15 protein-coding genes are annotated in these 14,169 nt (G+C 43.1%); 10 read left to right on the top strand and 5 right to left on the bottom strand.

All coding sequences use genetic code 11. The features are described 5' to 3' along the window. Positions 1 to 218: 218 nt before the first annotated feature. On the bottom strand, positions 219 to 836 hold the full coding sequence (locus tag DUL71_RS18310; RefSeq protein WP_114939464.1) for a hypothetical protein: 618 nt from the start codon (positions 834 to 836) through the stop codon (positions 219 to 221). Positions 837 to 1,182: 346 nt separating this feature from the next. On the opposite strand from DUL71_RS18310, the gene DUL71_RS18300 reads away from it, so the two are divergent. Continuing rightward, positions 1,183 to 2,346 carry an MFS transporter gene (locus DUL71_RS18300; protein ID WP_114939462.1) on the top strand — a complete coding sequence of 388 codons (1,164 nt, stop codon included), beginning with the start codon at positions 1,183 to 1,185 and terminating at the stop codon, positions 2,344 to 2,346. Positions 2,347 to 2,438: 92 nt separating this feature from the next. Then, positions 2,439 to 3,158 (top strand): hypothetical protein, encoded by a 720-nt coding sequence (locus DUL71_RS18295; protein ID WP_154402427.1) that lies wholly within the window; start codon positions 2,439 to 2,441, stop codon positions 3,156 to 3,158. Positions 3,159 to 3,225: 67 nt separating this feature from the next. Here DUL71_RS18295 and DUL71_RS18290 read toward each other — a convergent pair whose 3' ends face one another. Continuing rightward, entirely contained in the window at positions 3,226 to 4,266 is a 1,041-nt protein-coding gene (locus DUL71_RS18290) for a DUF4097 family beta strand repeat-containing protein (protein WP_114939460.1), read from the bottom strand. Between the two features lie 570 nt (positions 4,267 to 4,836). Then, entirely contained in the window at positions 4,837 to 5,322 is a 486-nt protein-coding gene (locus DUL71_RS18285; RefSeq protein ID WP_114939459.1) for a peptide deformylase, read from the bottom strand. A 192-nt stretch (positions 5,323 to 5,514) separates the two neighbouring features. Here DUL71_RS18285 and DUL71_RS18275 point away from each other — a divergent pair, with 192 nt between their 5' ends. The 8 genes from DUL71_RS18275 to DUL71_RS18240 all read left to right on the top strand — a co-directional run bounded on the left by DUL71_RS18275 (position 5,515) and on the right by DUL71_RS18240 (position 11,016). Then, positions 5,515 to 6,087, top strand: coding sequence for a Crp/Fnr family transcriptional regulator (locus tag DUL71_RS18275; protein ID WP_112568478.1), 573 nt, complete (start codon positions 5,515 to 5,517; stop codon positions 6,085 to 6,087). Between the two features lie 109 nt (positions 6,088 to 6,196). Continuing rightward, positions 6,197 to 6,730: a YceI family protein gene (locus tag DUL71_RS18270; RefSeq protein ID WP_114939457.1), complete on the top strand. Its 534-nt coding sequence runs from the start codon at positions 6,197 to 6,199 to the stop codon at positions 6,728 to 6,730. Between the two features lie 29 nt (positions 6,731 to 6,759). Next, positions 6,760 to 6,978 carry a tautomerase family protein gene (locus DUL71_RS18265; protein WP_114939456.1) on the top strand — a complete coding sequence of 73 codons (219 nt, stop codon included), beginning with the start codon at positions 6,760 to 6,762 and terminating at the stop codon, positions 6,976 to 6,978. 4 nt (positions 6,979 to 6,982) lie between these two features. Beyond that, positions 6,983 to 7,717, top strand: coding sequence for an SDR family NAD(P)-dependent oxidoreductase (locus DUL71_RS18260; RefSeq protein ID WP_114939455.1), 735 nt, complete (start codon positions 6,983 to 6,985; stop codon positions 7,715 to 7,717). Between the two features lie 71 nt (positions 7,718 to 7,788). After that, a complete protein-coding gene (locus tag DUL71_RS18255; protein ID WP_114939454.1) occupies positions 7,789 to 8,166 on the top strand; it encodes a nuclear transport factor 2 family protein in 378 nt (125 codons plus the stop codon). Between the two features lie 111 nt (positions 8,167 to 8,277). Further along, complete coding sequence (locus tag DUL71_RS18250; protein WP_114939453.1) at positions 8,278 to 9,354, top strand: NAD(P)H-dependent flavin oxidoreductase; 1,077 nt, start codon at positions 8,278 to 8,280, stop codon at positions 9,352 to 9,354. Continuing rightward, entirely contained in the window at positions 9,351 to 10,100 is a 750-nt protein-coding gene (locus DUL71_RS18245) for an MBL fold metallo-hydrolase (protein WP_114939452.1), read from the top strand. The genes DUL71_RS18250 and DUL71_RS18245 overlap by 4 nt, the downstream gene beginning before the upstream one ends. Positions 10,101 to 10,173: 73 nt before the next feature. Beyond that, entirely contained in the window at positions 10,174 to 11,016 is an 843-nt protein-coding gene (locus tag DUL71_RS18240; protein WP_114939451.1) for an SDR family NAD(P)-dependent oxidoreductase, read from the top strand. An 11-nt stretch (positions 11,017 to 11,027) separates the two neighbouring features. On the opposite strand, the gene DUL71_RS18235 is transcribed toward DUL71_RS18240, so the two are convergent. Together DUL71_RS18235 and DUL71_RS18230 are read right to left on the bottom strand one after the other, a co-directional pair. Beyond that, complete coding sequence (locus tag DUL71_RS18235; RefSeq protein WP_114939450.1) at positions 11,028 to 11,468, bottom strand: cupin domain-containing protein; 441 nt, start codon at positions 11,466 to 11,468, stop codon at positions 11,028 to 11,030. Between the two features lie 96 nt (positions 11,469 to 11,564). Next, positions 11,565 to 14,162: a T9SS type B sorting domain-containing protein gene (locus DUL71_RS18230; protein ID WP_114939449.1), complete on the bottom strand. Its 2,598-nt coding sequence runs from the start codon at positions 14,160 to 14,162 to the stop codon at positions 11,565 to 11,567. Positions 14,163 to 14,169 lie beyond the last annotated feature (7 nt).

Genomic DNA, 14,169 nt, shown 5'->3' with positions numbered 1-14,169 from the left:
AAATTGATCTTGATTTTTTAAAATGTGCTATTTGAGGTTGATTTTCAGCTTTTTGCTATGCGTACACAAATAAGCTCTGTTAACAAAGGGTTAACGGATTTTAAACTTTAGCATTTTGTAAAAAGCTGGTTGCCGGGCAACCCGAAAAATTCAAAGTGAATTTTGGACTTTTTTCAATCGATGGAATATGTGGTATACAGAAGGGAGTAAGATGAAAATTACCGGTAAGCCAGCGAAATCATGGTATAGTTTGCGTTGGTTTGGATCGTGAACGTGAATTCGTCGTTTTGAAAGATCTTACTGCCGGGTTTAGAATAAACAATATCTCTGAATTCGTGATTTTCGAGATAGTCCTGGAACGAATGGTCCCGCAATACGGGACACATATACAGAACCTGGTCCATTCTGATGGCGAGAGCAGTTTTTCGTTTTGTGTTTTCCCACCTGTCTTTATCCTGATTAAATGTCCATCCTGTATTGATCTTGTTGAGCTCGGTAGTATAAACGCCGGGACCTCCTTTCATAAGCCTGATCATATCGGCAGGGTTTATTTCTCTTTCTGCTGTGCCTAATGATTTACGCCATGGGTGAAAAGCCAATAATGATACCAATGCTGCAACAATCAGTAAGCCGGCCCACAGGTAGCTGCGGTTGCTTTTAGGTTCAATGATTAGCGGATATTCATTAGGAAACAATTCATTTTTGACTACAGAAAGCGTGTATTTGGCTTCGGCCCGGGCAACACCCTCTCCAATCAGCAGGGCTTCAATTTCATGATCTGCATTGCCGTCGGCAATCATCCATTTTATCTGATCAATAATTTGTTGTTTTTCCATAGGTGATGAGGTTAGGTTTGTTTTGGAAATTCAAGATACATTTTTTGTGAAAACAACGCAATAGGAAATAAAATTGCGAACGATATCGCTCCTATAATAGGAGGCACCTACGGAGCCAATATCCGATAGGTGTTTGCTATAAACATGATACTCCTACGGAGTTAAAAATTGTGATTAGTCACCCCGTAGAGGTACCTGTTATAGAAAAAATACAAACAGCGGATATTGGCTCCGTAGGCACCTCTCAAAATGGAAGATTCGGAAGAAAAGACGCCTTTCTTAAAGCACAGTTTATAACTATTATTGTGCACTTTAATCAACGCGTTAAAACGTTTGATAAAACCCAATGAAACGTATCCTCCCGGTAATTGTACTCTCCCAGTTTTTTTGCACCTCTTTATGGTTTGCAGGTAACGCGGTAATGGGTGATATCGCCAAACAATTGCAGTTGGAACCATCATATCTGGCTTATTTAACAAGCGCCGTTCAATTGGGCTTTATCACCGGAACATTGGTTTTTGCTATCCTGAGCATTGCCGACAGGTTTTCGCCTGTGCGCGTGTTTTTTACCTGCGCGCTTATTGCCGCGGCTGTTAACACGCTGGCCTGCCTGCCAGGAACTGGTGCCTCGATTATATTGGTGTTAAGGTATACAACAGGTTTTTTCCTGGCCGGCATTTATCCGGTAGGAATGAAGATCGCCTCCGATCATTATCCGCAGGGGTTGGGTAAAGCTTTGGGCTTTTTGGTGGGTGCATTGGTTTTGGGCACATCGTTCCCGCACCTGCTTAAAAGCCTGATGGCAGCATTGCCATGGCGTTATGTTATATTGTCGACTTCGATACTAAGTGCTTTGGGTGGATGTGCCATGGTACTGCTTGTGCCCGACGGTGCAGAAAGAAAACAGGGAGCGGCGCTGAGTCCGGCGGCGTTTGTTAAAAGTTTTGGCAACAGGCAATTCAGGGCAGCCGCTTTTGGTTATTTCGGACACATGTGGGAGCTTTACACGTTTTGGGCCTTTGTACCGGTCATCTTAAGTGCCTATAATACCAGGTACACTAAGGCTGATTTAAATGTACCGCTATTATCCTTCCTTATTATAGGTGTGGGGGCGCTGGCGTGTACGGGCAGCGGCATCCTGTCTCAGTATAGGGGGGTAAAAAATGTGGCAGTGTCAGCATTGGCAATTTCATGTGCCTGCTGTTTAGTGTCGCCGCTGTTCTTGTTTGCGGGTTCGGCCTGGGTTATGGTCGGTTTTCTATTGATATGGAGTATTGCTGTTATTGCAGATTCGCCAATGTTTTCGACACTGGTTGCGCAAAATGCCGATGCGGGATCAAAAGGTACCGCGCTCACTATTGTTAATTGCATTGGCTTTGCTATTACCATTGTAAGTATTCAACTCATCACCGCTTTACGGACGGTTGAAAACGCACGATATATTTATACGCTGCTGGCCGTAGGGCCGCTACTGGGTTTACTGGCCTTGTTAAAACGTACCAATAGCTAACCGGCATTATTATGCCAATGTTATTAAATAATATTAATGTAGGGCATTTGTGAATAATTGGTAGCTTTATAATGATTTATAAACCTTATGACATGAAAAAATCTTACACCTTATTAGTATTTATATTATTTATTGGCGTTTCTATCTGTAAAGCGCAAGATTACCAACCAGGCTATGTAATAATGAATGATGGCACACGTGTGGGTGGTGTAATAGCCCTTAACGAAGCCGAGCCCTGGTATAATCAGCGCTATATCCGGGTTAAAGATTCAGTTGATTTTGCTAAAGATCCGAATGTAAAGCCAAGGCGCATCAAGGCCGATGATATGAAGTTTTATGTGGTTGGTACCCGTTTGTTTGATAAGGTACATTATGTCGACCTGCAAAACCTTCAACTTAAAAGTATGGGCACTAACGACCATATGATGGAACGGCTGGCTGTTGGCCGGATCACGGCACATCGTTTTTATGAATATCCTGCTGATGTAGCTGTTTATATAGCCAGCGAAGAGGAGGTGGAAAGAAGAGAGAAAGAGAAAAAGGATGCCCTGATTCGCGGGTATTTTATATTGGCTCAGAAGGATAACGATAAACTGCGGAATGCTTTTGATTATGACCTTCAGAAATATTTTGAAGATACACCGGAGGTGCTGGAGAAATACAAAAGCGGAAGCTACGGAAATCAGCCTGTAAAAAAAGGATTGGCGGCCCGCATGGTAGCCATGGCCAAAAAAACTGCTTTTAAACAGGAGGAAGCAGATGGTATAGTAGCCGCGTTTAATGACTACAATTCAAAAAACGTAGCTAAATAAATCGTATTGTAAAAACAAGAAGCCCGGGCAGATTTGCCCGGGCTTCTTGTTTTTATGCGTCATTGAATTACCTGAATTTAATATTAACGCTACCGCCGGATGCCTCGGCTTTAACCGGGATACCGCCGCCGTTGTATTTGCCGTTAACCCGTTCTTTTTCCCATTGCCCGTTAAATTTTGCAACTGATGATGGAGATACACCTTCTCCCCTGAGGTCAAGATCATAGCCCTGGTTTTGAGGGAGCTCGATATCGACATTGCCCGCGCTTGATTGCAGTTTAAGGTATTTACCAACTTTAAGCATTTGCGCGTACAACCCGCCACCGCTGGTTTCAGCGCTAACACTGGCCGCCATACGTTTAAGATCGATGCTGCCGCCTGATGTGCTGGTGATCAGTTCGCCGGTGATGTTATTGCCGTTAACACCGCCACCGCTGGTTTCGGCATTGATGGTGCCTTTAAGGTTTTCTAAAGTGATGCCGCCGCCGCTGGTTTCAAGTCTGATTTTTCCGTTGCAGTTTTTTGCTTCGATGCCGCCACCGCTGGTTTCAAGAGAGATATCATCGCCAGAGTTGGAAACATAAATGCCGCCACCCGAGGTGTTACCGCGAATAACGCCATTGAGCCTGTCTATCTGTAAGCCGCCGCCGCTGGTGCTAAATTTCTCGTTACCTTTTAAATTATCCAGACCAATACCGCCGCCACTGGTTTCCAGATCGGTTGAGCATTGCTGCGGCACATAAATGCGGAACGAGATGCTCAGTGAGCTTCTCCAGTTAAAAAAGCTTTGGCGTTTACTTTTGGCTATGGCTTTCACTTCATGTCCGGTTACCGAAATATCAAGGGTATAATCTTTATCCAGGCGTTTTTTGATCTCTTCTTTTGAAAGTTCGTTGCCGTTATTGCCTTTAATATAAACTTCAACACGCGGTGCCTGTCCGGCTTGTCCGCTAACTACAATGCCACCGGCCGATGTGCGTACTACAGCACTGGTAATGGCATCGTTGGCTAATGACCTGGTGAGGTACAATGAACGGCTATCGCCATCCTGCGCGGCCGCAACAGCGGTTTGGCCGGCAAGCAGAAGGAGTAAAATATAATTTTTCATAAAAGGGGTTTTAATAGTGATACAACTATGACCACATATTACCCCTATACGTTACAGGTGTTTTAAGTTTTATTTGAATGCAATATTTATATGTTCGTAAATGATTCAAAATGAAATAAGTATCGCACAAAATGTTAAATAAAAGTTTATATCGCTCATCATGAACGATTTAAACAGCTGACAAAAGTGTGTCACTATAAAAATTTCCAAAATGATTTGTTTACTCGTATATTAGATTTGAAAATCAAGCGATTGAAAAAAAAGCTACTGCGGTAACAGTAGCTTTTAAAATTGCTTTTTCTATGAAGAACGGGTAAACTTGCTTTAGGGCATTGATAGCGAGGGTAAGGTCTCATACTAAGTCCCTCGCCTCCTGTTCTTTCTTCTATCTCAAATATAACATTTGTATAATACATTTGTATAACAAATTCTATATAAAAATTTAGAATTTGTTATACAATTAAATTCCTGCTATCGTTTGACTGTATAATAGCTAATCCTCCTTACTATATCTTATTAACTTTTCAAATGACCGGCCTTTGTGTTGTTGAGGCTTATTCTTAATCATATTTATGGCCGCCATTTAAACGACATACTATCGATGGCGCGCATGGTGCACAAAACGCCATTCAAATGATCATGCTCGTGTTGCATCAGTTCAGACAGGGCATCGGTCATTACCCATTGTTGCTGCTGCCAGTTTTCGTCAAGATAGTTTACCGTGATGGTTTTATGCCGTTTAACTTTAACCAGCAGGTTTGGAAAACTCATACAATCGTCCCAAAGTTCAAAAAGTTCATCGCTGGCGTCCTGTATTTCGGGGTTGATGAAAATAACCGGTTTGTCGATATTCATGTAAACAAGCCGCTTCATGATACCCAACTGCGGCGCTGCAATAGCCCGGCCGAAGTTGTATTTCTGCCTGATCTCCTGCATTACGTTATGCATATCGGCTATCCAGCCATTTAACAATGGGAGTTCGTTTTGCATTACCGGATCACAAACCTGGTAAAGGCGTTCATCGCCCAGCAGCAAAATATCATTCAGTTTTTTCATGCTATAGTAAAAGTAAATTTTTTATGGCCGGTAATGTTGCAATAATATATAATTGACTTAATTTTACTTAAACCAATTGTACCTGCTATTTCTGCAATGGCGAAACTAAAATAAGCGGAAGCCGTATAAACGAGAAAGTTAAGCGTTAGCTTCCTTATCCAGATTTGAGTTTTTGTAGTTATTTTATATATCATGCAGCCTAAAGAAATTTTAAAAGAACACGTAAGCAAAACCATTACTTTAACCGACGAACAGTTCGATTATTTCTTTTCGCATTTCACCTACAAAACCTTTAAAAAAGGCCAGACTATAATAGGTGAGGGTGATAAGGTAGACTGTGAGTATTTTGTACTTTCAGGCTATCTGAAATCGTTTTTTATTAACGATGATATGAAAATGTTCATCCTGCAGTTTGCTATGCCAACCTGGTGGGCGTCGGACTACAACGCCCTTTACAGTGGTGAGCGCGCTACAGTTAACGTAGACTGTATTACCGATGCCGAAGTGCTTTGCCTCACCAGCCAGGACCGTGAAAAACTTTGCAGGGAAATTCATGAAGGCGAGCATTTCTTTCGCTGGCGTACCAATAAAGGTTACGTGGCCACGCAAAAAAGGCTTTTATCGTTCATGAATAACGATGCCAAACACCGTTATGAAGAGCTGCTGGCACAATATCCAACATTGTATAATATAGTTCCAAAACAGCTAATAGCATCTTACCTGGGTGTTTCAAGGGAAACGCTGAGCCGTTTATACCATTCCTGAAATGTGATGTAGGTCACATAAATAAGGCGGCGTTTCAATTGTGATGTAGGTCACACAGTTTCCAGGCTATTTGCCCCCAACTTTGTATTGTCATTAAGGACATAACAAAATGGAAACTCAAAAATTTGAAATCATCAGCGCAAAAAGTAATATCGACTGGGTTGGTCGTAAGGTTACAGGCGCACACAATGGTACCATCGCTATAAAAGAAGGCTCTTTAAATTTTGCAGATGGACAATTAGCCGACGGTAAATTCACTATCGACACCACTTCTATCAAGATACTTGACGTAACTGATCCGGCTACCAACGCCCAGTTTGCAGGTCACCTCGCTTCTGACGACTTCTTCAATTCCGATAATTACCCAGAAGCTCAGTTTGTAATTACGGCTATCAGCAAAGAAAGCAATGATACTTATCGTATCACCGGCAACCTGACTATAAAAGGAATCACTCATCCCGTAAGTTTTGACGCACAGGTTACTACCGCCGCTGATACCGTGAGCGCAACCGGCAAAGTTGTAATTGATCGTACCAAATACGGTATGAGGTTCCGTTCCGGAAACTTTTTTAAAGACCTGGGTGATACCCTGATCTATAATGATTTTGATCTGAATGTAAACATAACTGCTAAAGCTGTTTAATCAACAGCTTTAGCTTAAAAACCGAAGCCATGCCATACGTAAAAATTGAACTGACCCGCGAAGGTGTTACCCGCGAGCAGAAACAAACCCTGATAAAGGGTATAACCGATTTAATTACCAATACCCTGAACAAAGATCCGCACTTAACCCATGTGGTGATCAGCGAAATTGAACTGGATGATTGGGGCTATGCCGGCGAACAGGTATCGGTATTAAGAGAAAAAGGCATTACTGCCGATAAAAAGTAAGACAATGAAAAAGCAAACCATAATAGTTACCGGTGCATCATCTGGTATAGGTAAAGAAATAGCCCGTTATTTTTTAGAAAAGGGCGATAATGTAGTTATTAACTCAACAACTGCCGATAAGCTGGAAGCAGTTTACCAGGAACTTGGCGCAGGCGATAACCTTGCCGCAGTTGCCGGAAACGTAAGCGATAAGGCAACAGGCGAAAAGCTGGCCCAAACAGCTATTGATAAATTTGGAAGTGTAGATGTTTTAGTGAACAACGCCGGTATTTTTGAAACCAGGCCATTCCTTGAGGTTGACGAAGCATACCTTGACCGTTTTTTAGATACCAATCTTAAAGGCACCTATTTTACCACCCAGGCCGTGATTCCGCAAATGATTAAACAGCACGATGGGGTAGTGATCAATATTGGTACTCCGCTGGTTAACCACGCGCTCAGCGGGGTTCCTATTACAGCGCAAATGGCTTCAAAAGGAGCGGTACACGCGCTTACCATACAACTGGCCGGTGAGTTTGGTAGAGACAACATCCGGGTAAATACAATTGCTCCCGGTACCATTCGTACGCCAATGCACGGCGATAATGCAGATCAAACTGCAGGCCTGCACTTGCTAAACCGCGTTGGCGAAGTGGAAGACATAGCTCAAATGGCTTACTCGGTTGCTAAAAGCAATTTTATTACCGGCGCAATTATCAATGTTGATGGCGGCACAGCAGCAGGCCGTAATTTAAATTAAGTGTAAAAATTTATAGTAACCGCATTATGCCTTGCTAAATGGCAGGCATAATGCTTTAATTTATCATCAAAATGGAAACTAACAATCAAGCTAAAGCAGCCATTGAACAGGCGCTTGAAAATTATTACTTCAAAGGGATTTATGAAGGTAATTTGGATTTGTTAAACCAGGTAATGAATACCGGCACCTTGCTTTTTGGCGATGTAAAAGGCGAGCCTTACGCTAAAACATTAGATGTTTACCTGGATGGTGTAAAAAACAGGGTAAGTCCTAAGGATTCGGGCAAACCATTTGAAGGAAAAATTATTTCTGTTAAGGCAGTAAATTCAATCGCGGTTGCCGAAGTACAGGTAAAAATGTACGATTTCAACTACCATGAGTTTTTATCGTTCCATAAACTTAACGGTAAATGGTTTATCGTAAATAAAATGATCAGCGACACTAACTAATATCATTTCAATGGTAAACTAAAGGATAGTCTTTAGTTCAAAGTCATAAGTTTTAAGTAAAAATCAGACTTATGATTTCGGACTTAGTACTACTGACTTAATAATAAAACCATGTGGTATAACACAAAAGCAACAGAAATACTGGGTATTGATTACCCGATTATGCAGGGGCCTTTTGGCGGTAATTTATCCTCGGTCGAGTTGGTATCTACCGTATCAAACGCGGGAGGGTTAGGCGGCTACGGGGCTTATACCCTTAGCGGACCTGAAATTGTTGAGATAGACAGGCAGATCAGGGCGGCGACGAACAAACCTTACAATATCAATATATGGGTTTCGGAAACCGATGCACCAAATGGCGAAGCTACCGATGAGCAGTTTGAACATGCGGCACAGCTGTTTAAACCTTATTTTGATGAAGCCGGAATCCCATTACCTAACAAACCGGCGCCTTTTAAACTACGGTTTGAAAACCAACTACAGGCTATCCTCGACCTGCGCCCCAAAGTATTCAGCTTTATGTTTGGCACACTACCTGCCGATGTGATGGAGCAATGCCGCAGGTTGGGCATAGTTACTGTTGGCGCGGCTACTACCTTAGATGAAGCTATTGCATTGGAGGTAAGTGGTGTGGATATGATCATCGCTTCGGGTTTTGAAGCTGGTGGCCACAGGCCATCATTCCTTGCGCAGGCAGAAGTATCAACCACTGGTACATTTGTGTTGCTTCAGCTGATAAAGGAAAAAGTTAAAATGCCTGTTATCGCTGCCGGAGGTATAGCTAATGGCAGAGGAGTAGCAGGAGCCCTGACGCTGGGTGCCGACGCGGTGCAGATAGGTACAGCCTTTTTAGCCTGTGATGAATCGGGAGCACTTCCTGTTCACCGGCAAATGCTTTTTTCTGACGCTGCAAAATATACTACACTGTCACGGGCATTTACAGGCAGGCTTGGCCGCGGTATAACCAGCCGGGTAGCTAAAGATCTGATAGGAAAGGAAGCCAGTTTTTTACCTTTCCCATTGCAAACAACATTTATGGCGCCATTACGCAAGGCAGCGCTCGAGCAGCAAAAGTTAGATATGGTTTTGTTTTGGGGCGGACAGATTGCGCCCGTATTAAAACATACCAAAGCCGCAGAGCTGATGCAATCCATAATAGCAGATACAACCAAAATTATGAACCCATGAAAAACGAAGTTAATGTAACCTACATTGGTGGCCCGACCGTTATTTTAGAAATTGGCGGCTTACGGCTCATGACCGACCCCACGCTTGACCCGGCCGGCGAGCAATTCATGATCAATGATAAACCCGCATATCACAAAACAGAAGGCCCGGTGACTACTGATATTGGTAAGATAGATGTGGTTTTGCTAAGCCACGATCAGCATGGTGATAATTTAGATAATGCGGGCAGGGCGTTGCTGAAACAGGTATCTAAGACATTCACCACAAAAATTGGGGCGGAAAGATTAGGTGGTAATACCATTGGCCTGGCCCCATGGGAAAGTATCTCTTTAAACGATGACGTAGTGATTACCGGCACGCCTGCAAGGCATGGCCCCGCAGGAAGTGAAAAGCTAACCGGAGATGTTACCGGTTTCATTGTAACCGTTGCAGGGCTCCAGATCTATTTTACAGGCGACACCGTTTTTTATGATGGCATAAAAGAAGTTGCGGAAAAATTTAAGCCTCAGTACGTGTTCATTTTTGCGGGTGCGGCTAAGCCGAGGGGGCCGTTTAACGTAACTATGGGTACTAACGATGCAATAGACACCGCGTTTGCTTTTCCTGATGCTACCATTATACCAGTGCACTTTGAGGGCTGGTCGCATTATACCGAAACGGGAGAAATGCTGCAGCAATCATTCAACGCGCTTGGCATTGCCGGGCAGCTTAAAATTCTTGCGCCTGGCATAAAAACAAGTTTATAAATAATTACCTGCGTGAGTTTATGGGCTGCTAAAAAATGCGGACTGAATGGCTCATGCCTAAAACGTTTCAACCATGAACTCAACAAAAGTATGGTATGTAACCGGGGCGTCCCAGGGATTGGGGCTTACCCTGGTGAAAAAATTATTAGATAATGGGCATCGTGTAGCAGCCACATCACGCAACGCGCAAACCTTAAAACAAGCGGTTGGTTTAATAGATACAGACAGGTTTTTGCCATTGGCTGTTGATTTAAGCAACCCGGATTGTATTGAAGAGTCCATCCGTGAAACACTTAAAGCATTTGGGCAAATTGACGTACTGGTAAATAATGCCGGTTATGGCATGGCCGGTACGGTTGAGGAGATTGAAGGGCAAAAGATCCGTGATATATTTAATGTAAACGTGCTGGCAGCAATTGATGTAACTAAAGCTGTGCTTCCTGTTATGCGGGGGCAAGGCTCCGGTTATGTTATCAATATTGGTTCGGTTGCCGGTTTTGTTGGCGCGCCGGGCTGGTCGGTTTACTCGGCTACCAAAGCGGCTATTGCCGCGTTTTCGGAAGTGCTGGCGCTTGACGTTGAAGAGTTTGGGATTAAAGTAACTGTGGTTGAACCTTCGGGTTTCCGTACGGGTTTTTTGACTACAGGCTCACTGGCTTTTACCGAAAGTCATATAGAAGGCTATCAAGCCGTTAAAAATGCCCAGCAACGTTACCTTGCTGCTGATGGTAAACAACCCGGCGACCCGGAAAAGGCATCGGAAATAATCATGAATTTAACAGATTTGACCGAACCGCCGCTGCATCTTTATCTTGGCGAGGATGCTTATAAACGGGCCTCTGAAAAACTCGGAACAATGACTGCGGAATTGGAAAAATGGAAAGAGGTTACGATTGCGGCCGATTTTGAATCATAGGTGGTTTAACCCTATGCCGGTTTAACCGGCTCAAGTCCGTGTTTTTTCATAATGGCGAGTACTTTTTGCATGTCTGGTGGACCGCCGGCATTGATCACCTCCGCAATTTCGCGAAAATAAGCAGGGCCGATAGATGCGGGCGAAAGGGTGCAGAGGGCTCTTGCCGTGGCGCTATGCAGATTATTAAAACCATGAATAGTTCCTCTCTTTATAAAACAATGATCGCCGGGCTGTAGCTCCCGGGTTTCTGTACCAATTAATTGTGTAAGCGTGCCTTCCAGTATGTATAGGGTTTCATCTACTTCAACATGAAAATGGGGAGCTGGTACCTTTACGCCCGGCGGAACAACAAGCTCAAATTGTACAAGTGAACCGTTGGTATCATCACCATCAAGCAAAAAATTAATTTCGAGGCTGCCAAAGCTGATGCTTTCTTTAAAACGGGGAAACATATGTGGTTGGGTTTACGGTTGGTATAGCAATAAAGCTATGTAATTTGTTAAACAAATACAATGGCTTTGTGTATTGCGATAGAAGCAGGCCTCTGGCTAATAAATGATACTCACCCATCCGCTTAAAACCTGGGCGCCGGCTTTTGCATTAATGATATAGTAGTAGGTACCTGCAGGAAGCCTGCCGCCCTTATAAGTGCCGTCCCATGGTTCGGGATAACCATGGCTGTTAAATACTATACTGCCATAACGATTATAAACTTTTACTGTCGCGCTGGCATCAAGGCCCTCAATTATCCAGGTATCGTTTGCTCCGTCAGCGTTCGGGGTAAATGTATTAGCCATTCTTATATCTGTACAATGGCTGGTGATATTTATGGTTTGAGTAGCAGTGCAGTTGTTTTGATCTGTTACCGTAAGCTCCACTTTTCCGAGTGAACCCGTTGTGAATGTATCACTGCCAGGTTGTCCGTTCCACAAATATTTGGCAAAGCCCGGAGGTGCGCTTAGTGTAATTTGCTCCTGGTTAAACGGACACAGCATTGCGTCCTGCAGATTTAAAACGGGGTTGCTGAAGAATTGTACGTTGATGCTTTTGTTATCGGAGCAGCCTGAAGGGGAGGTAACTACGGCGCTATAGTCGCCGGAATTTTTAACACTGATTCGGCTACTGGTTTCTCCTGTCGACCATTTTATGGTGCCGGCAGAAATTGTTGCTTGAAGGTCTACCGTTTGTCCGCTACAAAGGGAGGTATTTATAATTTTTTCGAGAGTGATAGTTGGCAGCAGGTTAAAAACAATAGGAAGCGTTGCGGATAATTGTGTGCAAGTAATTTTATTGCTGGCAAGCTCAATCTGATAATTACCGGCAATATCGGTGGTGAAGCTTGTTTGATTGGTATTACCAATTAACGGAGCCCCGTCACGATACCAATTAATGGTGTAAGATGGATCGGGCTGTATGTTAGTGGAAATTGTAGCCTGATCGCCAATGCAGTAGGATGTTTTGTTTCCTTGTAACGTAGGAGAGGGCAGGTTGATAAATCCGACTTTAATTTCTTTGGAGGCTACCCAAACTCCGGAGCATGCGCTAACTTCTACTTTATAGTTACCGTTTTGACTTACAGTTATGCTATTTGAAGTGTTACCGTTTAACTCCCCATCGGTATACCAGCGGTATTGATAGTTGGGGTTATCGTCAACCTTAAATGTCGCGTTGCTGCCCTCGCAATAAAAATTTTCGTCCGGGTAATTAAGTGTAACTGTCGGGCTTGTAATAACATCAACCTTAAGGGTATTGCTGTTAAGGTGCAAGTTTTCACACGGATCATATACTACCGCACTGTAGTTGCCTGCAGAAGTGATAATAAGCTTATTGCCGCTCTCGCCCGGTAATTCGGTGCCATTTTTATACCATTGAATGGTATGGCCGGTATAAACCGTTGTGTTAACAGAAGCCGTTATGCTGCTGCCCGAACAGATTTGCATTTCTGAAACAGAGGCGTCAATGCCGTCAAACTGCACCGCGTTTATTGATTGTGCTGTAAGGTATTTACCATAATCGGGTTTAAGAAGGTAGAGGCCATCTTGAGCTGCTACCCACACGCCATCATCACAAACAGGTTCAATTTTTGACGCGGTATTTACGCATACATCATTAATAATAGTATTGCCCAACAGGTCAAAATGAAACAGCGTTACTTGTTTTAGTCCGGGAAGTTGCGGGTCATAAGTCTGATAAACTGAATTGCTGAAATAAAGACCTTTATCAGTACCAATCAGCATGGTTTGCTTAATAAGGCGGCCATCACCGTTCCACCAGCCACTTCCAAAAGCCGTAAGTCCAAACATCGAGGTTATCTTATTTACATTAATGCCATCAAGATAATGTCCATAATCGCGATTGATGTAATAGCTTTCGTCTCCATTAAACTGAAACATTCCATTACGTGTACCCCAGAAAAGCCCTGTGTAGCTAACACGCATATCATAGTCATACATTGAGCCAAATATCTCATGAGCTGTATTAATGTTATGCCCTATAATGTCACTTTCTGTTAGGTAAAGGCCAAATGTGGTTCCTTCTCCGTATGCAAAAACCGGGACATACTTTCTTCCATCCCAGTCGGGATAGGTAGCAGTGCTATCTTTATATAAGAAATTTCGATAGGTTGCGTCATATACCTGACTTGCCGATTGATGCTGTATAAAAAGCATTCTCTCATTTAGCATATCATAGGTATAAGTTCCGTGGTCTGAGCCAATCAGTAATGTATATTGATCTGATTCAAATTCGCGGCGCTTAGGTATGCCAACTGAATTAACTTCTGTGCTAACGCCATCTGCGGGGCCTATAACTTTAACAATCCCCTTTTTGTATTCAATAACGTTAGTAGATTTTGTGGCGATAAATACTGTGTCCTGGCTTCGGCCTGCTATATCAATAAATTTCAGATTGTTGTAGGCCGCAAACTGGCTGGAGTAATTTTCAACTGAAAGCGTAAGGCTGTTAACACGATAAACTTCGTTACCTTGCGCAAGCACCCATAAATAAGGATCGTTAAAATCGCGTTTTACTTTTAAAATGTTTTTGCCCGGCAGCAGATGCGAGTTTAAATGAAATTCAACATCCTGGGCATAACAGCCAAGGGCTGTAAGTGAAAAGAGTAAAAGAAATAGCCGTTTTAATAACATGATAAGG

The sequence above is a fragment of the Mucilaginibacter endophyticus genome (assembly GCF_003351025.1).
Lineage (GTDB): Bacteria > Bacteroidota > Bacteroidia > Sphingobacteriales > Sphingobacteriaceae > Mucilaginibacter > Mucilaginibacter endophyticus.
Note: the sequence above shows the minus strand (reverse complement) of the source record. Positions and strands in the feature narration are given on the sequence as shown.

Coding starts and splice junctions, on each gene's coding strand:
- DUL71_RS18310 (WP_114939464.1), bottom strand. CDS start 836: ATGGAAAAACAACAAATTATTGATCAGATAAAATGGATGATTGCCGAC.
- DUL71_RS18300 (WP_114939462.1), top strand. CDS start 1,183: ATGAAACGTATCCTCCCGGTAATTGTACTCTCCCAGTTTTTTTGCACC.
- DUL71_RS18295 (WP_154402427.1), top strand. CDS start 2,439: ATGAAAAAATCTTACACCTTATTAGTATTTATATTATTTATTGGCGTT.
- DUL71_RS18290 (WP_114939460.1), bottom strand. CDS start 4,266: ATGAAAAATTATATTTTACTCCTTCTGCTTGCCGGCCAAACCGCTGTT.
- DUL71_RS18285 (WP_114939459.1), bottom strand. CDS start 5,322: ATGAAAAAACTGAATGATATTTTGCTGCTGGGCGATGAACGCCTTTAC.
- DUL71_RS18275 (WP_112568478.1), top strand. CDS start 5,515: ATGCAGCCTAAAGAAATTTTAAAAGAACACGTAAGCAAAACCATTACT.
- DUL71_RS18270 (WP_114939457.1), top strand. CDS start 6,197: ATGGAAACTCAAAAATTTGAAATCATCAGCGCAAAAAGTAATATCGAC.
- DUL71_RS18265 (WP_114939456.1), top strand. CDS start 6,760: ATGCCATACGTAAAAATTGAACTGACCCGCGAAGGTGTTACCCGCGAG.
- DUL71_RS18260 (WP_114939455.1), top strand. CDS start 6,983: ATGAAAAAGCAAACCATAATAGTTACCGGTGCATCATCTGGTATAGGT.
- DUL71_RS18255 (WP_114939454.1), top strand. CDS start 7,789: ATGGAAACTAACAATCAAGCTAAAGCAGCCATTGAACAGGCGCTTGAA.
- DUL71_RS18250 (WP_114939453.1), top strand. CDS start 8,278: ATGTGGTATAACACAAAAGCAACAGAAATACTGGGTATTGATTACCCG.
- DUL71_RS18245 (WP_114939452.1), top strand. CDS start 9,351: ATGAAAAACGAAGTTAATGTAACCTACATTGGTGGCCCGACCGTTATT.
- DUL71_RS18240 (WP_114939451.1), top strand. CDS start 10,174: ATGAACTCAACAAAAGTATGGTATGTAACCGGGGCGTCCCAGGGATTG.
- DUL71_RS18235 (WP_114939450.1), bottom strand. CDS start 11,468: ATGTTTCCCCGTTTTAAAGAAAGCATCAGCTTTGGCAGCCTCGAAATT.
- DUL71_RS18230 (WP_114939449.1), bottom strand. CDS start 14,162: ATGTTATTAAAACGGCTATTTCTTTTACTCTTTTCACTTACAGCCCTT.